The 17,946-nt window shown below is 55.5% G+C and carries 19 protein-coding genes; 8 read left to right on the top strand and 11 right to left on the bottom strand.

Going from position 1 to position 17,946, the window contains the following annotated elements:
* Window positions 1-2 precede the first annotated feature (2 nt).
* Together BLU05_RS23175 and hmgA are read right to left on the bottom strand one after the other, a co-directional pair.
* Window positions 3-1,022: a fumarylacetoacetate hydrolase family protein gene (locus BLU05_RS23175; RefSeq protein ID WP_091885498.1), complete on the bottom strand. Its 1,020-nt coding sequence runs from the start codon at window positions 1,020-1,022 to the stop codon at window positions 3-5.
* Window positions 1,019-2,335 carry a homogentisate 1,2-dioxygenase gene (gene hmgA / locus BLU05_RS23170; RefSeq protein WP_091885495.1) on the bottom strand — a complete coding sequence of 439 codons (1,317 nt, stop codon included), beginning with the start codon at window positions 2,333-2,335 and terminating at the stop codon, window positions 1,019-1,021. The genes BLU05_RS23175 and hmgA overlap by 4 nt, the downstream gene beginning before the upstream one ends.
* Before the next feature lie 104 nt (window positions 2,336-2,439).
* Between hmgA and BLU05_RS23165 the strand changes: the two genes are divergently transcribed.
* Complete coding sequence (locus BLU05_RS23165) at window positions 2,440-2,907, top strand: MarR family winged helix-turn-helix transcriptional regulator (RefSeq protein ID WP_091885628.1); 468 nt, start codon at window positions 2,440-2,442, stop codon at window positions 2,905-2,907.
* Window positions 2,908-2,922: 15 nt separating this feature from the next.
* Here BLU05_RS23165 and BLU05_RS23160 read toward each other — a convergent pair whose 3' ends face one another.
* The 5 genes from BLU05_RS23160 to BLU05_RS23140 form a co-directional block, all read right to left on the bottom strand.
* Entirely contained in the window at window positions 2,923-4,392 is a 1,470-nt protein-coding gene (locus BLU05_RS23160; protein WP_091885492.1) for a M81 family metallopeptidase, read from the bottom strand.
* 194 nt (window positions 4,393-4,586) lie between these two features.
* Complete coding sequence (locus BLU05_RS23155) at window positions 4,587-4,955, bottom strand: RidA family protein (protein ID WP_175540724.1); 369 nt, start codon at window positions 4,953-4,955, stop codon at window positions 4,587-4,589.
* Between the two features lie 19 nt (window positions 4,956-4,974).
* Window positions 4,975-5,802: a carbohydrate ABC transporter permease gene (locus BLU05_RS23150; RefSeq protein WP_175540722.1), complete on the bottom strand. Its 828-nt coding sequence runs from the start codon at window positions 5,800-5,802 to the stop codon at window positions 4,975-4,977.
* Window positions 5,799-6,668: a carbohydrate ABC transporter permease gene (locus tag BLU05_RS23145; RefSeq protein WP_091885482.1), complete on the bottom strand. Its 870-nt coding sequence runs from the start codon at window positions 6,666-6,668 to the stop codon at window positions 5,799-5,801. The genes BLU05_RS23150 and BLU05_RS23145 overlap by 4 nt, the downstream gene beginning before the upstream one ends.
* 201 nt (window positions 6,669-6,869) lie before the next feature.
* A complete protein-coding gene (locus tag BLU05_RS23140) occupies window positions 6,870-8,099 on the bottom strand; it encodes an ABC transporter substrate-binding protein (protein WP_091885625.1) in 1,230 nt (409 codons plus the stop codon).
* Between the two features lie 283 nt (window positions 8,100-8,382).
* Between BLU05_RS23140 and BLU05_RS23135 the strand changes: the two genes are divergently transcribed.
* From BLU05_RS23135 to BLU05_RS23120, 4 genes are read left to right on the top strand one after another with little or no spacing between them, the layout of a single operon-like run.
* Window positions 8,383-9,174, top strand: a complete 792-nt coding sequence (locus BLU05_RS23135) for an SDR family oxidoreductase (protein WP_091885479.1) — start codon at window positions 8,383-8,385, stop codon at window positions 9,172-9,174.
* Window position 9,175: 1 nt separating this feature from the next.
* Window positions 9,176-10,243 (top strand): ABC transporter ATP-binding protein, encoded by a 1,068-nt coding sequence (gene ugpC, locus BLU05_RS23130; protein ID WP_091885476.1) that lies wholly within the window; start codon window positions 9,176-9,178, stop codon window positions 10,241-10,243.
* A gap of 5 nt (window positions 10,244-10,248) precedes the next feature.
* Window positions 10,249-11,130, top strand: coding sequence for a MurR/RpiR family transcriptional regulator (locus tag BLU05_RS23125; RefSeq protein ID WP_091885474.1), 882 nt, complete (start codon window positions 10,249-10,251; stop codon window positions 11,128-11,130).
* Between the two features lie 3 nt (window positions 11,131-11,133).
* Window positions 11,134-12,192, top strand: a complete 1,059-nt coding sequence (locus tag BLU05_RS23120) for a D-TA family PLP-dependent enzyme (protein WP_091885471.1) — start codon at window positions 11,134-11,136, stop codon at window positions 12,190-12,192.
* On the opposite strand, the gene BLU05_RS23115 is transcribed toward BLU05_RS23120, so the two are convergent.
* Both BLU05_RS23115 and BLU05_RS23110 read right to left on the bottom strand, forming a co-directional pair.
* Complete coding sequence (locus BLU05_RS23115; RefSeq protein WP_091885469.1) at window positions 12,189-12,896, bottom strand: DUF3053 family protein; 708 nt, start codon at window positions 12,894-12,896, stop codon at window positions 12,189-12,191. The two genes, BLU05_RS23120 and BLU05_RS23115, sit on opposite strands and share 4 nt — an antisense overlap.
* Window positions 12,897-13,143: 247 nt before the next feature.
* Window positions 13,144-14,070: a LysR family transcriptional regulator gene (locus tag BLU05_RS23110; RefSeq protein WP_091885466.1), complete on the bottom strand. Its 927-nt coding sequence runs from the start codon at window positions 14,068-14,070 to the stop codon at window positions 13,144-13,146.
* 99 nt (window positions 14,071-14,169) lie between these two features.
* On the opposite strand from BLU05_RS23110, the gene BLU05_RS23105 reads away from it, so the two are divergent.
* From BLU05_RS23105 to BLU05_RS26330, 3 genes are all read left to right on the top strand, one after another.
* Window positions 14,170-15,372, top strand: a complete 1,203-nt coding sequence (locus tag BLU05_RS23105; protein WP_175540721.1) for an MFS transporter — start codon at window positions 14,170-14,172, stop codon at window positions 15,370-15,372.
* Window positions 15,373-15,507: 135 nt separating this feature from the next.
* Complete coding sequence (locus tag BLU05_RS23100) at window positions 15,508-15,930, top strand: hypothetical protein (protein ID WP_091885460.1); 423 nt, start codon at window positions 15,508-15,510, stop codon at window positions 15,928-15,930.
* A 93-nt stretch (window positions 15,931-16,023) separates the two neighbouring features.
* A complete protein-coding gene (locus BLU05_RS26330) occupies window positions 16,024-16,200 on the top strand; it encodes a hypothetical protein (RefSeq protein WP_175540720.1) in 177 nt (58 codons plus the stop codon).
* A gap of 2 nt (window positions 16,201-16,202) precedes the next feature.
* On the opposite strand, the gene BLU05_RS23090 is transcribed toward BLU05_RS26330, so the two are convergent.
* A complete protein-coding gene (locus tag BLU05_RS23090; protein ID WP_091885454.1) occupies window positions 16,203-16,964 on the bottom strand; it encodes an ABC transporter permease in 762 nt (253 codons plus the stop codon).
* Window positions 16,961-17,887 (bottom strand): ABC transporter ATP-binding protein, encoded by a 927-nt coding sequence (locus BLU05_RS23085; protein WP_091885623.1) that lies wholly within the window; start codon window positions 17,885-17,887, stop codon window positions 16,961-16,963. The genes BLU05_RS23090 and BLU05_RS23085 overlap by 4 nt, the downstream gene beginning before the upstream one ends.
* Window positions 17,888-17,946: the final 59 nt, after the last annotated feature.

Below are 17,946 nucleotides of genomic sequence, written 5' to 3'. Positions count from 1 at the left end.
CCTCAGTTCCCCGCGTCGTAGCGAGCGACCTGCTGCTCGATAGCCCCGAAGACGGAATGACCGTCTTTGTCTTTCATTTCGATGCGCACCGTATCGCCAAACGCCATGAATGGAGTCTTGGGTACGCCGTGACTGATCGTCTCTATCATCCGGATTTCCGCGATGCAGGAATAGCCCGCTCCGCCTTCCGCAACAGGCTTACCCGGCCCGCCATCAAGCTTGTTGGAAACCGTGCCCGAGCCGATGATCGTGCCTGCGGCAAGTGGCCGGGTTTTCGCTGCATGGGCAATGAGAACAGGGAAATCAAAGGTCATATCGATGCCCGCATTGGCTCGCCCGAATGGCTTGCCGTTATAATCAACACTCAGCGGCAGATGTACCTTGCCGCCGTCCCAGGCCTCGCCGAGTTCATCGGGTGTCACAGCCACAGGCGAGAAAGCGGAGGAAGGCTTTGACTGAAAGAAGCCAAAACCTTTTGCCAGTTCAGCCGGGATCAGTCCGCGAAGGCTGACATCATTGACCAGCATGATGAGGCGGATGGCACCCCGTGCCTGATCTGGCGTTGCCCCCATCGGCACATCATCGACAATAACGGCCACTTCGCCTTCCATGTCGATGCCGTAGGCTTCATCAGCCATCACAATAGGTGCGCGCGGTGCGAGAAAACTGTCGGAGCCGCCCTGATAGATCAGCGGATCGGTCCAGAAGCTGTCGGGCATTTCTGCGCCGCGTGCCTTGCGCACCAGTTCGACATGGTTGACGTAAGCTGAGCCATCGGCCCACTGAAAAGCGCGGGGCAGCGGCGAAAGCGCCTCATGTTCATGAAAACGCTCCGATGGCACCGAGCCGTGGTCGAGGCTCTCGGCGAGCGCTTCCAGATGCGGTGCAATCCGCGCCCAGTTGTCGAGTGCCGATTGCAATGTTGGGGTCAGAAACGATGCGTCGGTAAAACCAGTCAAATCCCTGGACACGATGACGAGCCTGCCGTCGCGGGTTCCATTGTTCAGTGATGCGAGTTTCATTCGGACCAGTCTCCCTCGGGTGTTCCATTGAACCGCTTTTTCAGGTCCGTCCAGCAATCGGCATAATTATCCTGCAGCGATTCCAGTTCCGCCGCAAAGCGGGTCAGATGCTGCGGAAAACGCGTTTCGAACATGAAGGCCAAGGTGTTTTCCAGCTTGTGTGGCTTGAGTTCCACCATTGATGCCTTGTTGAATCCCATTGTATCCGGTCCATGTGGCAGCATCATATTGTGCAGGCTCATGCCACCGGGAACGAACCCCTCTTCCTTGGCGTCGTACTGACCATAAACCAATCCCATGAATTCCGACATGATATTGCGATGGTACCATGGCGGGCGGAAACTATGCTCGGCAACAAGCCAGCGCGGCGGGAAAATAACGAAATCGACATTCGCGGTCCCCTCCTCGCCTGATGGAGCGGTGAGCACCGTGAAGATCGACGGATCGGGATGATCGAAGAGGATGGCACCGACGGGTGAGAAGGTGCGCAGATCATATTTATAGGGCGCGTAATTGCCGTGCCATGCCACTACATCGAGCGGCGAATGGCCAAGGCCTGTTTCATAGAACTTGCCGCACCATTTCACATGCAGGCGGCACGGTGTTTCCTTGTCCTCATAGGCGGCAACCGGCGTCTTGAAATCGCGCGGGTTGGCGAGGCAATTGGCCCCGATTGGGCCGCGATCCGGCAGAGCGAACTTTGCACCGTAATTTTCGCAGATATAGCCGCGGGCTTCGCCGTCAAGCGCGGCGACCTTGAACACCATGCCGCGCGGGATGATGCAGATTTCCGATGGTTCGATCTGGATGATGCCCATTTCGGTGAACACGCGCAGACGCCCCTTTTCCGGCACCAGCAGCATCTCGCCGTCGGCATTGAAAAAATATTCATCGTCCATGTCGCGATTGAATGCATAGACATGCGCCGCCATGCCAACCTGACCATGTACATCGCCAGCGGTGGTCATGGTGCGGATGCCGTCGATGAAATTGACAGGTTCCTTCGGCATGGGTGTCGGGTTCCAGCGCAACTGCCCGATGGGAAGTTCGTGATCATCGAGATTGGGCGCAGTCTTCCAGTCTTTGCGCGTGGTAGGCGTAAATCGCCCTGAATGTTTCACCGACGGGCGAATACGGTAAAGCCATGAGCGTTCATTGATACCGCGCGGTGCGGTGAACGGTGAGCCGGACAGCTGTTCGGCATAAAGCCCATAGGCACAGCGCTGCGGCGAGTTTTGCCCCTGCGGCAGGGCGCCCGGAAGAGACTCGGTTTCGAAATCATTGCCGAAGCCCGGCATGTAGTGAAGGGTCATGATCAGTGCTCCCGATCTGAGATATTGGCGGCAGAACGCGGCCAATCTATTTAGTTGCATTTGTGACGATCTATTTTGTAACTATCAACGGCAAAGGAGATCAGATGACAATTAAAGAGAACGAGGTGGGGCTGGCGCCGCTTATTCTGGAGGATTTCATACCCTACCGGTTGAACAAGGCGGCTGAAGCGATAAGCCAGCGATTTGCCGGCCAGTACCGGGATGAATATGGACTGACGCGGCCGGAGTGGCGCACGCTGGCGACACTTGGCCAGTTCGGTGCAATGTCGGCTACGGCGATTGGCGCGCATTCTTCGATGCATAAGACGAAAGTCAGCCGTGCAGTGTTTTCACTGGAGCAGCGCCATTGGCTCAAGCGCAAGCGCGATGAGGCGGATAGACGCACGGAACATCTCGAACTGACACCTGCCGGACGCAAGGCGTATCAACGCCTGACGACGCTCGCGCATGATTACGAGACGGAACTTTTTGCCCAGCTTGGTGAACGGGGCGCAAAGGATTTGAAGGCCGGGCTTGCGGCACTTGAGGCCTATTACCGGCAGGGCCGGTAACAGGTCTCCGCCCTATCAGAATGGCATCTCAACGCGCGGCCAGATTTCACGCGACAGTTTGCGGTAGTCGGTTTTCTTCGGGTTGGATGGATAGGGCGCGCCCGCGTCGATATAGATGATCTCCGCCGCGACCGGCTCAAAACCCGCATGGAAATGGTTGGTGGATTTGACCAGCAGGATGTCTTTCGAGGCAGGTTCGATGCCAAGATTGGAAAAAATATCGGGCTCAAAAGTCTGGGTGCGGTTTGTGTTGAGGATGACCTCTATGTTGGTGCCCTCAAGCCGGATTACAGCCGCTGGCCCCAGCGTGACGCGGCTCTTGCCAAAGCTCTGCCAGCCCTCCTGTACGGCTTTCAGCACTTCAACGCGTGCATCGAGCGGCGCGCCGCCATCCGGTCCCGCCTTGCCGCCAAAGCGGAGTTGAATCTTCGCGCCCTCACCTGCTGCCAGACAGAAGGTAACGGCAATCGGGTCCCAGATTGTGGCGACGGCAACATTGTCAATGCCGCGCTCGATCATGCGGCGCAGGATCAATGTGCCGTCGCCCGCAACGCCGCCACCCGGATTGTCCCAGACGTCTGCAACAACAACTGGTTTACCGCTTTTCGTAGCCGCAAGTTCGACGGCTTTGTCGAGGCCAGCTTCCGTATCAAGCATCGGCATCGCCGTCCGACCGCGCATTCCGAAAATTTCCATACCGAGCGATTCCGCCAATGCCGCACCGCGCGGCGCATCATTGTCGGTGACGACCATCACCTGCGTGCCAAGCTCAGGCACATCACCGGCCATGAAACCGTGAATCAGGGAAATCGAGAGAATATTGTGGTGGCCCTGCAGGGCCTGAATGCGGTCAACGAAGGAACGCATCGGCTCGCGGCTTGTCGGAAAGACACCGATCATGCGGCAATCGAAGGTGGAAATGATGGGTTTGATCTCACCGCGCAGCGTACGAAGGGCTAGATCGACCACATGCTCGCCGCGCTCGTAAAAATCCGTATGCGGAAATTCGAGGAAGGCGGCGAGAATGTTGGAATTCTCCACCCGCTTGCGGGTCAAATGGCTGTGTGGATCAAGTTCAGATGCTATCAGCACATCACGCCCGACGATTGAGCGAATGCGCTCCAGAAGATCGCCTTCACAATCATCATAGCCCTGCGCAACCATAGCGCCATGCAGGCCGAGGATCACACCGTCGACGGGCAAAGCGGCTTTCAACTGATCAAGAATTTCATCGCGCAGCCCTTCATAGGCCTGCTGTTGCAACAGGCCGCCGGGTTCCGCCCATGTTGCGGTGCCTTCGATGAGTTCAAAACCTTCTTCCCGCGCACGGCGGCGCAGCACCACCATGGGTGCGGAGCAGAGCGTCGGCGTATCAGGATGTTCGCCGGGTCCCGCATAGAACGCCATTTCAAAACTGGCGCGGTCCGTCGGGACGGGTGAAAACGTGTTGGTTTCCGTGGCGAGGGACGCGGTGAAGATGCGCATGGTCACTTTCTCTGGGCAGACTGCAGCTTTGCTACTGCGATATTCGGTTTGCATCCCTATGGTTCGTGGTTCGACAAGCTCACCATGAGGGAGAGGGATGGGTTGCGGGGAGCTTTATTCTGTAACGGTCGTGATTATCGTTACATCAACTCTCTCCCTCATGGTGAGCTTGTCGAACCACGAACCCGTCACATTCACAGCGGCTTGTATGCGATGGCTTCGATCTCGATTTTGATGTCGATCATCAGGCGCGATTCAATCGTTGTGCGTGCTGGCGGGTTTTCGGTGAAATAGGTGGCATAGGTTTTGTTGAACGCTGCGAACTCGCGCGCATCTTCCAGAATGACGAAGGTTTTCACCACATCGGAAAGTTCTGCACCCGCTAATGCCAGCGCTGCCTTGATGTTTTCCATCACCTGTTTGGTCTGGGCTTCAATACCGCCAATGATGACGGTGCCATCGGCTCCAACAGGAACCTGACCGGAAATGTAGATGAAATCTCCGGCGCGAACGGCTGGCGACAGCGGTACATGCGATGATCCGAAATGCTGTTTTGTCATGATATTCAGGTCCTATATTTAATTATTTGACGGCGCCGATGGAAAGACCGCGCACCAGATAGCGCTGTAGCCAGGCAAAGAGAATGGCCACGGGAACCGATGCTACAAATGCCGCAGCCATGACGTAGTGCCAGTCGACGGTGTAACGCCCGGCAACAAGCGAAAGCACGCGGATGGGCAGCGTATAATTCTCTTCCTTGCGCAGCATGGTGAGTGCGATGACGAACTCGTTCCACGCATTGATGAATGTGAAGATGGCAGTAACGACCATCGCCGGAACGGCAAGCGGCAGGAAGACGCTGCGCAAGGTGCGCCAGCGATTGGCGCCTTCCATCCATGCGGCTTCCTCAAGATCACGCGGGATGGTGGAAAAATAGCTTTGCAGCATCCACACGCAGAAGGCGATGTTGAAGCCCGTATATATAATGACAAGCACATTCAGATTGTCGATCATCCCGGCATTGGCCACCAGCCTGAACAGGCCGATGACCAAAACGATCGGCGACAGCATCTGTGAGACAAGCAGAAATTGCCGGTAGGCATTGCGGCCCGCAAATTCGTAGCGGCTTAGCGCATAGGCTGCCGGAATGGAAACGATGATCGTCAGGGCCGTTGAAAGCGTGGAGACATAGAGCGAATTGGCGAGAGCTGAACCCACGCCTGATGTTTGCCACATCTCGGAAAAATTCTGCCAGTGCAGCTCTTCCGGCCACCATGTGGGGTTCAATACCTCTGTTGCTGATTTGAGCGAGGTGATGGTCATGACCGCGTAAGGGAACAGGATCACCACAATGATGGGCGAAAGGCACAGCCAGAAAAGCAGCGAGCGTTTGAGTTTCCTGTTCATCATGCCTTCTCCTCGCGCATGGCAAGCCGCACATAGATCAGGGTGAAGACGAGAAGGATCGCGAACATGATCAATGAGATGGCCGCAGCATCGCCAAGTCGGCCAAGGCGGAACCCAAGCTCGTAGAGGTAGGTCACCAGAATATGGGTTGAATTCGCCGGACCGCCCTGTGTGGTTACCCAGATGATGGGGAACGAATTGAAGACATAGATGGTGTTCAACACGAAGGCGATGTTGATGAATGGACGCAGCAGCGGCAGCGTAATCAGGCGAAACTGGTCCCAGCGCCCTGCCCCTTCGGTGGCAGCGGCTTCGTAGAGGTCTTCGGGAACCGATGAAAGACCGCCCAGAAAGATGGTGACGGTAAACGGGACCGAGACGAGAATGCCGATCAGGATCTGCATTGGAAAAGCCGTGGAAGCTTCGGCCAGCCACTGAATATTGCTGCCAATGACACCAAGATCGCGCAGTGCTGAATTCAGCATGCCGCTTTCGCCATTCAGAGCCCAACGCCAGACAACGGCGGTCATGGTCAGCGAAATCGCCCAAGGCAGCATGATCAGGATGCGGGCAATGCCGCGACCGTAGAAATCCTCATTGAGGATCAGTGCGATGGGTACCGATACGATGAGCGTACCAAGCACAACACAGGCGGTCCAGATCAGCGTGCGCCATGTGGCGGCGATAAAGTCAGGGTCTGCAAAAAGAACACGGAAATGCTCAAGCCCGACGAAATCGCGAAGGATACCGAAACGGTTCACGTCATGCAGTGAGAGCGACACAATCTCTTTCAGCGGCCAGAGGATAATGGCGGCTGCCAGAAGAAAGCTCGGCAGGATGAGAAAATAGGGGGCTGTTGCCCGTTGCATAAGCGTGCGTTCCTTCGATCAGGTTTCTTGGTGTGATCCGTGAAGACTCCGACACCGTCGCTTCGCTCCGACCCTCCCCACGATGGGGAGGGTAAGGCAGCGGCAAACTCGGTGATTGTCTTCACCCTCCCCTTGTGGAGAGGGTCGGAGCGAAGCGACGGTGGGGGTAAAACAACACACCGCCCCTATCGCCATCTCACATTATTTCAGCGTTGCGTTGATCTTGGCTGCCGCCTCTTTCAACGTCGCTTCAGCTTCACCCTGTCCGAGATAAATCTTCTGCACGGCATTGGAGGTTGTCTTGGCAATATCCTCCCAGCCCGGAATAACCGGGGCAAAGCGGGCATTGGGCAGAAGCGATGTGAACACTTTCAGATCGGCATTATCGGCAAAGTATGGGTCTTTGGCTTCTTCCGCATTAACTGGCAGGAAGCCTTCGATCTTATCGAACTTGGTACGCTGTTCGGCGGTGAAAATGAAATCAAGGAATTTCCACGCGGCTTCCTTGTTCTTGGAGTTTTCGAACAGGACGATGGAATCGGTCACACCATAGGTACCCTTGTCACCGTTTGGACCGGCTGGAATTGGCGCTACGCCATAATTCAGCTTCGGCGCTTCCGTTTTGATCTGGCCTGACAGGAAAGGAGCCGTGATAACAGTTGCCACCTTGCCCTGCTTGAACAGGTTCTGCACGTCTTCACGCGAATAGGAAGTTACACCCGGCTGGGTCAGGCCCCCATCGATAAAGCTCTTGTAAAGCTTGGCCGTTTCGATGGCTGCCTTGGAATCCAGCCCGGATTTGCCGTCCTTGACGATCTCGCCGCCATTGGACCACATGCCGTAATAGAAATAGACGTCGGTCTCGATTTCCTTGCCCTGCAGGCCGAAACCATAGGTCTCGCTGCCAAGCTTCTTGATCTTTTCCGCATCGGTCTTGAAATCAGCCCATGTTGCTGGCGGCGCACTGATGCCAGCCTTGGCGAAAATATCCTTGTTGTAATACATGGCGCGGGCCGAGGCGGCGATTGGCAGGCCGTAGACTTTGCCGTTCATGACTGACGGCGTAAGGAATGTATCGATAAAGCGGGCCTTGAACTCGGGCTTGATGTGCTCATCAAGCGGCGCAACGATGCCCTCGGACACATAATCGAGCAGCCAGCGTGTGCCGATAATGGAAAGATCGGCATTGGCACCGGCTGAGATATCGGTGGTCAGCTTCTGCTGCAGGCTGTCCCATGGCACAACTTCGATCTGGATTTTGACGTCAGGATTAGCCGCTTCAAATGCCTTGGCAGCTTCCTGGAAATAGGGTCCTGTGCCCTTGCTGTATTCGGCGATGGTCACGCGCACGGTGCTGTCAGCAAAGGCGCTGCTGCTGAAAGCAACGATGCTTGCTCCGGCAAGAAGGCCAAGTTTCTGTCTGAATGTCATTGTCATTCCCCTTGTTATCACCGCGTTCGGGCGGTGTTTGTTTTCTCATGAACCGTCTGTAGCGGATGCGTCGCTGCGCTTCCCGAAAAGACGGTTCTCTCCAACCAGCCCATCTATCTTCAAATGTAATTTAATTTCATGCAAGCGAATTTTTAGGTTTGTTTCGTGTATTTTTATGTTGCTTTTTTTCATGTCTGGCCGTTAGCTTGATGACAAGCGGGCAGAATCCGCAAAAAATCGCCCGTCAAAGCGGGCCAATAATACGGGAACAGACGAACGGACGATGACCTCACCTCATTTGCATGATTTCTATGGCCTCAAGGGCAAGCAGGTACTGATCACCGGCGCTGGCGGTGGCATTGGTCAGGCGCTGATATCAGCGTTTGATGCAGCTGGAGCGATTGTTTCCGGTGCGGACCAGACCATTGAAGCGTTGGAAGCGTTGCCGCTCGCTCACCGGCTGGTTTTTGAGCTGACAGACCGCGCCGGAACAGAAAAGGCTATTGGCGACTTTATCAGGACAAATGGCGCGCCGGATGTGTTGATCAACAATGCCGGATTTACCCGCGGGGAAACGCTGGATCAGGTGGACGGCGATGTCTGGGATCGCGAGATTGCGATCAATCTGAATGGCGCATTTCATGTAACCACACCCATTGTCGAGGCCATGGCCAAGCGCGGTGGCGGCAATATCGTGTTTATCTCATCGGTGAATGCCCTCTCGCATTTTGGCAATCCTGCCTATTCGGCGGCCAAGGCCGGTTTGATTTCCTATGTGAAGGCGCTGGCAGTGGAGCGCGGCGCTTACGGCATTCGTGCCAATGCGGTCTGCCCCGGTTCAGTACGCACACCCGCATGGGATCACCGTCTTGCCGGCCATCCCGAGCTTCTGGCAAAGGTCCTGCCGCACTATCCGCTCGGGCGTATGGTGACACCGGAAGAAGTGGCGAGTGCCACGCTTTTTCTGGCCTCTTCGGCGGCATCGGGCATAACGGGTACAGCGCTCGCCGTGGATGCCGGATTGACAGCAGGCAATCTGCGTTTCATCAACGAAGTTCTTGCAGGGAAAAACTGATATGGCCGGATTGCAGATCAAACAACTTGTCAAATCCTACGGTGCCATGAGTGTCCTGCACGGTATCGATCTTGACGTACACGATGGCGAGTTTCTTGTGCTGATCGGCCCCTCGGGCTGCGGCAAGTCTACGCTTCTGCGGATGATTGCCGGTCTCGACGATATTTCCTCCGGGGAACTGTGGATTGGCAATCGCCTGACCAATGGCCTTGCGCCGCAGCAGCGCAATATTTCCATGGTTTTCCAGAGCTATGCGCTGTTTCCGCATATGACGACGCGCAAGAACATCGGTTTCGGTCCGAAAATCCGCCGGGAGGCGGGCAGCATTATCGATGCCAAGGTGAACAAGGCAGCGGAAACACTCAACCTGCATGATTATCTCGACCGCCTGCCCCGTCAGCTTTCCGGTGGTCAGCGCCAGCGCGTTGCCATGGGGCGGACCATTGTGCGCGAACCAGACCTCTTCCTTTTCGACGAGCCGCTTTCCAATCTTGACGCCAAACTGCGTGTTCAAATGCGCACGGAAATCAAGGCGTTGCACCAGCAGCTTAAAACCACCATTGTCTATGTCACCCATGACCAGATTGAAGCCATGACCATGGCTGACCGGATTGTCGTCATGAACGGTGGCCGTATCGAACAGATTGGCTCGCCGCTGGAACTTTATGACCGGCCTGCCAATAAATTTGTTGCCGGATTCCTCGGCTCGCCCGCGATGAGCTTCATTCCGGGTACATTGGAGCGCGGCGATGGCGTAGTGCGTATGCGGACCGCTGAAGGCTTTACCATTCCCGTCGGGGATACAACTGCGGCTTCAGGACAGCCGATTGAAGTCGGTATCCGGCCTGAACATTACCGCCTCGCTGCAAGTGGTCAGGGCTTCCCCTATAAGGTTGCAGTGATCGAACCGACCGGCTCGGAAACACACCTCTTCGGCACGATTGCCGGTGTTGGCGTTCGTGCAGTCTTCCGTGATCGCGTCGCGCCTGAACCGGGTAGCCAGATGATGCTGACAGTCAATCCTGATAAAGTTCATGTCTTTGACGGGAAAACCGGAAACCGGATTTAGAGCACATGGCCTCGCCGCATTTCGACATCGTTGCGCGGTTGCGGGAAATCGCTGAAAACGGTCAGCGATCCGATCAAAGAGTGGCGGCCGCTGTTCTGGCCGATGCGGATTTTGCCACGCATGCTTCGATAGAGCGGCTGGCGGAAAAGGCGGGGGTAAGCGAGCCGACGATTACCCGCTTCTGCCGCATGCTTGGCTTTGAAGGCACCCGAGACTTCAAGGTCGGGTTGGCACAATCGCTGGCGATCGCCGGGCGGTTCATTTCCGTCAATCCCGCCGATAGTTCTACCGGTAATGGTGTGCCTTCCATCATTGCAAGCAGCGCCATGAATGCAATCGAGACTGTGACGGGCCTGATCAATCGTGCCGATCTTGACAGTGCTGCGGCAATCGTTGCCGGAGCTGGCATGGTTCGCGCCTATGGGTCAGGCGGTGCATCCTCGATGGCGGCAACAGAACTTGAAAACCGGCTGTTCCGGTTGGGGCTTCTGGCGTCGTCACATATTGACGGTGAGATGCAGCAGATGACGGCCGCCACCAGCAACAAGGATACGGTTATTGTCGCCTATTCGCTTTCCGGCGAGGTGAAACCTGTTATCGACGCGGTGACCATTGCTGGACGCTATGGCGCAAAAACGATTGCCTTTACAGCGGCGAATTCCTCGCTGGCTGCGGCGGCGCAACTGGTCTTGCCCTTTCACATTGAAGAGGGCACGAATATCTACCGGCCCTCGCCCGCCCGCTACGCGCTGCTTGCCCTCACTGACATGCTTGCGATGAGCGTGGCGGAAAAGATCGGTGCACCGGCGGTGGAACGTATGCGCCGGATCAAGAACCTTCAGGGCATGCAAAAAAGCGATGCGCCGAACCTTCCGCTTGGAGATTGAGAATTGAAACTGTCCGAACTTGATACACCTGCCGTCCTTATCGATGTGAACAGGGCAGATGCCAATTTGCAGCGCTTCCAGACCTATGCGGACAAGCATGGGTTGGCCGTGCGCCCACATATCAAGACACATAAACTGCCGCGTTTTGCCAAGCGTCAGGTGGAACTCGGTGCTGTCGGGATCACCTGTCAGAAACTCGGTGAAGTCGAGGTCATGGCCGATGCTGGTCTCACCGATATCTTTATTCCCTATAATATTATCGGCAAAGCCAAGCTCGACCGGCTTGTGGCGCTGCATTACCGTATCAAGATTGCTGTGACAGCCGACAGTGCGGCAACGGTGAGTGGCCTCGCCGCTGCGTTCGCCAATTCGGCAAAACCGCTCGAAGTTCTCGTTGAATGCGATACGGGCATGGGCCGCTGCGGTGTGCAAACGCCCGATGAGGCCGTGGCATTGGCGAAGACAATCGATGCTGCCAACAGTCTCACCTTTGCGGGTTTCATGACCTATCCGAAAGCGGGCGCTGTTGCAGAAAATCAGGCTTGGCTGGCATCAGCAAAGCAGAAAGCCATTGATGCGGGTCTTAATCCCGGCATTATCTCGAATGGCGGCTCACCCGATATGTGGCAGGCCCATGAGGTGACAACTGCCACGGAACATCGGCCCGGCACCTATATCTATATGGACCGGTTTCAGGTGGCAAAGAATGCGGGCACCTGGGACGATTGTGCTTTGACTGTCCTTGCAACCGTTGTCAGCCGCCCGACGGAAAACCGTGTGGTTATCGACGCGGGATCAAAGTCGCTGTCGAGCGATACATTTGGAATGGAAGGTTTTGGGCGGATCGTGGAGTTCCCGGAAGCGGTGATTACATCGCTGAGCGAGGAACATGGGACAATCGATGTATCAGGTTGCAAATCCAAGCCTGAGATTGGCGATCGGGTGCGGATTATCCCCAATCATGCCTGCGTGGTGTCGAACCTGTTTGACAGCGTGGTGCTGATTTCAGGCGACGAGGTGGTCGAAATTGCCCCCGTCGCCGCGCGTGGCCGGGTCGATTAATTGCCGTAAATTGCTGTGCGCATTTTCTTCTGCGCTTGGGACATGGCCTGTCCCTTGGCATTGACCTGTTCAAGCAGAGTGTTCAGTTGCGCTTGAACAGTGGGATCGGACACCTCAAACATTGAGCCTGAAATCGTGATCTTGTCCTTATGCTGGTCAACGAAATCGACAACCTTCAGGAGAATGTCAAAGGTCTCGCTCGTGGCCGGAAAGATTTCCTTATAGGTATTGGCAAGATTGCTGACGGTCTTGTCATAGGCCTTGTCAAAAACGGGTTTGAGGTCCTCCGGCTGCTTCAATGCCGCATGAGCCTTATCCGCGGTGGCCTGCTCTTCATCCATGGCGGTGCGCAGGGTGCTCAGGCCAGCAAAGGCGGCCTTGATGTCTTCCTTGCGATTCATGGCATCATTGATGGATGTAATTGCGCCCTTGGCAGTAAGGGCTTCCATCGGCTTGCTGATCTTTTCATTCATGGCCGCGTGAAAATCAGTGATGACCTTGTACTGAGCAGCATAGGAACCCAGCGATTTGGTCTCTTCTGCGGTGAGTTGCGGGACGCTCACACCCTTCTTGTCGACAATGCGTGTCTGCAGAAAATCGATGAATGCCTTGCGCTGGGTGACCTCGCTGTCCGAGCAAGCTGAGATTGTCAGGGCCATGAACAGGGTCATGACAGCCGCAATGGCAAAACGGAATTCTGGCATTTTGTTACTTTCCTTTTCTTTTCTTAATTCCACTCAGGCAAAAGCAGCCCGAGCAGTTGGGCCTGTCGGCCATTATTGCTTTCCACGCTGGTGCTGCAGAATTTGGGCATCAGCGCGGGCAAAGCATTATATTTCCCCCAAGAGAGTGCGTGTGTTCGCGGTTAGCACCTAGTGCAGAACAGGGGGTAGTACAACCGTAGAGGAGCCCCAAAGTGTGTTTTCCAGAAGCAATGGCAAAGCGGGACATTCAGGGGGCGGATATTTTTTCCTGCTGAACCTGCTCGATAAGCGCCTTGCGAAACAGCCGCGAAGCGGGCCCTAACGGCTCATCGGAACGGTGGGCAATATAGGCGCGCAGCACCGTTTCGCCCTTCTGGCCATACTCGGCCGTGGGCACCCGCACCAGCTTTCCCTCGCTCAAATCCTTCTCAACCAGCCAGATTGGCAGGTTGCCCCAACCAATGGCTTTCAGGATGAGAACCCGCTTGGTGTCATTGTCGCTGACCCGCCAGGTTCGCGGCGACAGAACGTGAAAATCGCGGCCCTCTGTCAGGTGCGAGGGGTCCTCACCAACAATCTGGACATGATCGGCAAGCTCTGCTGCAGTGACTGCAGGTCCAAGGGCAGCACGTAGCGCCAGCGGGTGGTGCGGCGAGACAACGGCCACGCGCCAGAGAAAGGCAAGCTCTTCCAGCTCTATCATCGGATCCGGCATGTCCAACGCCATAATGGCCATCGTGCATCGGCGTTCGCGCAAGGCAGCGATGGGCGTTCCCATGGGGGCGATGGTCAGCCGTACACCAACGGAGGGATAGGCATCCTGCACCGCTTTCAAGGCACTCGCCGCAAGTTCAACGGGAAATTGCGGGTCAAGCGCGATGGATATGCCAAGTTCGAGCCCCTCCCCCAAACCCCGCGCCCGGGCCCGCATCGTATCCACCTTCAACAGGATGGCTCTGATATCGGCAAGCAGTGCTTGCCCCTCCGATGTCAGAACTGGCCGATGGCCCGAACGGTCAAACAGCGCAACACCGAGTTGGGTTTCCATGCCTGCAATTGAGTGGCTGATGGCAGACTGTACGCGCGACAGCTGTGTTGCCGCCGCGCGAAAGCTGCCGGTCTCGGTGACGGCAACAAACATGCGCACCTGATCAAGCGTGAGTGCATCCAACATGATCTATTTAATCGATCATATTGAGCCATATTTTGTCAATATCATCGATGGAATTGGCATGCGATGATCAAAGCAGTGCAATTCTCCCGGATACCTGTCGTGACTGATATCAGTAGCCTGCCCACCCTCAAAACCGATCGTCTCTCCACAATCCTTGTTATAGCAAGCGGCGTCGTAGCCGCGCTTCAAGTGGGCAAGGCCGCTATTGCCATTCCCGCATTGCGCAATGATTTTCACCTGAACCTTGGTCAGGCTGGATGGGTAATGTCGATCTTCGCCTTGCTTGCGGTGGTGGGCGGTATTCCCGCAGGAGCGGCCACAACGCGCTTTGGCGACAGAAATCTGATTGTCGCGGGTCTTCTTGGCATTGCATTGGGTAGCGCAATTGGCGCATCGACCGAAACCTTCAACATCCTGCTTGCGGCGCGTGTTCTGGAGGGAACGGGTTTGCTGTTCGTGGTCATTGCCGGGTCTGCCATCCTCAACCGCATTGCCACGGCACGGGATCGTGATCTCGTTTTCGCGTTCTGGAGTTGCTATATGCCGGCTGGAATCGCGCTGGCAATTCTGCTTGGTCTTGCCATTGATGGCTGGCGCGTCTTCTGGTTCGCCAATGCGATTATTGCCTGCCTGTTCGCTCTCCTGTTGCAAATCCTTGTTCCGAAAGAGAAATCACCGCAGGCAAAGCCTTCACTGAACACGATAGCGAAGAATGCAGGCAAGACAGTTACGTCAGCTGGTCCGCTGCTTCTGGCCATGATGTTCGCCATGTATGGCCTGCAGTTTTTTGCACTGTTCAGCTTTCTGCCTGTCCTTCTGGCCGAACGGATGGGTGTATCAAGTACGGCTGCGGGCATGATGACTGCCTTTGCCATTGTGACCAATATTGTTGGCAATATTGGCGCTGGCATCGCGCTGCGTCATGGTGTGCCGCGCTGGTTACTGCTTGCCGTGGCAAGCGCCATCATGACGATGACAGGTATCGCCGTGTTCACTCTTTCCGGACCGACATGGCTGATTTTCAGTCTCTGCGTTGTTTTCTCAGGCGTTGGCGGTTGTCTGCCCTCAGCGATGATGGGGGCTGCACCACGGGCGGTGCCGGAGGCGCAACTTGGAGCGATGTCAGTCGGACTTGTGATGCAGGGCAGCAATCTTGGCCAGATGATTGGTCCAGTCGTTGTCGGCAGTCTTGTTGATGCCGTTGGCTGGAAAGCCGCAGCCATACCTGTTGCAATCGCGGGGGTTATTGCGATTGGAACTGCCCTTACGCTGAAAAAGGTCTTCCGGCGCTTTGCCCTATAAGATCAAAGCCCTAACGCCAGTTCCTGAAAAACGCTTTGAACGATGCTCCGCAATATTCTGATTGTGGGTGGTCCCATATGATCATAAAATGAGTGGGCACAGGCTATAATATCAAAGGCCTGGGAAAGGACTGCCATGGAGGAAGATGCTGCCGAGTTTGCTCATCATTTGAGGCAGCGCGCCATAACCTATGGCGTCCTTACCTGCATACTTATGGTCGGCACCTCCATTATCGCTGACAAGGGTGGCGCTCTGTTTGCCGGGCTTTGGCCCCTCATGATGATTGGCGGCTTGGTCACCCTGTTTTTAACAGGCTATCTGCTTTTCGACGCGGCGTTGTTCCGGTTCATTGCCTCACATGAGGATGAGTTGGACGGCTGCAAGGCGCTGGATGATATATTGGCGCGGATGCGCCTGCGTACGCGCCCGGAGAAAACCCGGCCACTGAATGCGCGTATATCGGGAACCAAAAGTGTTCTGGTAAAACTGCATATTGCTTTCGCAGCTTTCGTTACATTGTTCGTGGCTTTGGTCCTCTATGGACTCTGGAGCCGCTGAAGGGACTCGACTCTCAGCGGCTTTTGCCTGCATCATACACGTCGTGGGTAGTGCGTACGATTTTAAGTACGGGGAACGCTTATGGGTCCGACAGTGAAAATCTTGTTCAAACCATCCACGCCAGAGCGCGGCGTCGCCTATGGCGCTGTGTCTGATCAGGATGGCCGCCTGTTGCTGAAATCCGAAGAGATTTCAGCTGACTTCCTCAGCAGCGAGGAGCGCAATCATACGACTGATGATCGCGATCCATCGCAGCGTTGGGAAGAATAGGCTTAGCTTTTCAGCCTGTATCCCGTCTTGAACATCCAGCGCACAATCAGAATACAGACGACGAGGAACACTGCCGTCATCCCAAGGCTTGTTCCGATATGCACGTCAGACACTCCGTAGAAGCTCCAGCGAAACCCGCTAATCAGGTAGACCACCGGATTGAACAGGGTAACGGTCCGCCAGAATGGTGGCAGCATATCAATGGAGTAGAAGCTGCCGCCCAGAAAAGTCAGCGGCGTGACAATCATCAGCGGCACCAGCTGCAGTTTTTCAAAGCCATCCGCCCAGATACCGATAATGAAGCCGAACAGGCTGAAGGTCACCGCCGTCAGCACCAGAAACAGCACCATGACAAAGGGGTGGTCGATTCGCATCGGCACGAACAGCGCGGCCGTTGCCAGAATGATCACTCCAAGGATAATCGATTTCGAGGCCGCCGCTCCGACATAGGCGATGACAATCTCGAAATAAGAGACCGGCGCGGATAACAACTCGTAGATCGTCCCGGTGAATTTGGGAAAGTAGATGCCGAAGGAAGCATTGGAGATGCTTTGTGTCAGCAGCGACAGCATGACCAGCCCCGGCACGATGAATGCACCATAGCTGACACCATTGATCTCAGGGATACGGCCCCCGATCGCCGAACCGAAGACAACAAAATACAGGCTTGTGGAAATAACGGGCGAGATGATGCTCTGCATGATCGTGCGCCATGTGCGATGCATTTCAAACAGATAGATCGCGCGGATCGCATAAAGGTTCATTTGCGTTCTCTCACCAGATTGACGAAGATTTCCTCAAGCGAACTTTGCTTCGTCTGAATGTCGTTGAACCCTACCCCCGCCTTGTCCAGATCCTTGAGCAAGGCGGCGATGCCCGTTTTGTCCTCATGGGCGTCATAGCTGTAGATCAGCTCGCAGCCGCTTGGCGTCAGTTCAAGGCCATATTTGGCCAAAGCCGCTGGTATGGTCTTATGCTCTTCCTGCAATTGCAGCCGGAGCTGCTTTTTGCCGAGCGAGCGCATCAGCTCGTTTTTTTCTTCGATCAGGATGATCTCGCCTTTGCTGATGACACCGATGCGGTCTGCCATCTGCTCGGCTTCTTCAATATAATGGGTTGTCAGGATGATGGTGACGCCGGACTCGCGCAGCGCCCGAACCACGTTCCACATATCGCGGCGCAATTCCACATCGACACCTGCCGTCGGCTCGTCGAGAAACAGAATTTCCGGTTCGTGCGACAATGCCTTGGCGATCATCACGCGGCGCTTCATGCCGCCTGACAGGGTGATGATCTTGTTGTCTTTCTTGTCCCACAGAGTGAGTTCTTTCAGGATTTTCTCGATATGAGCAGGATTGGATGGTTTCCCGAACAGGCCCCGGCTGAAACTGACAGTGTTCCACACGGTCTCGAAAGCATCCGTTGTCAGTTCCTGCGGGACGAGGCCGATTTTCGTGCGCGCCGCGCGATAGTCTTTCAGGATGTCGTGGCCATCGGCAAGGATCGTTCCCGATGTCGGATTGACGATACCACAGATCGTGCTGATCAGCGTCGTCTTGCCAGCACCATTCGGTCCGAGCAGTGCAAAGATCTCGCCGTGATGGATATCGAGGTTGATGTTCTTCAATGCTTCAAAACCTGAACCATAGGTCTTGTACAGGTTGGAAACAGATATGGCTGATGACATGAGACTATCCGAACGGAATTTTCGGCCGCGGCGTCTCCAGACGAACGAACTGGAGATGC

Origin of the sequence: Phyllobacterium sp. OV277 (genome assembly GCF_900104355.1) — a bacterium.
Taxonomy (GTDB): Bacteria; Pseudomonadota; Alphaproteobacteria; order Rhizobiales; family Rhizobiaceae; genus Phyllobacterium.
This window is presented reverse-complemented; position numbering and strand designations above follow the sequence as displayed.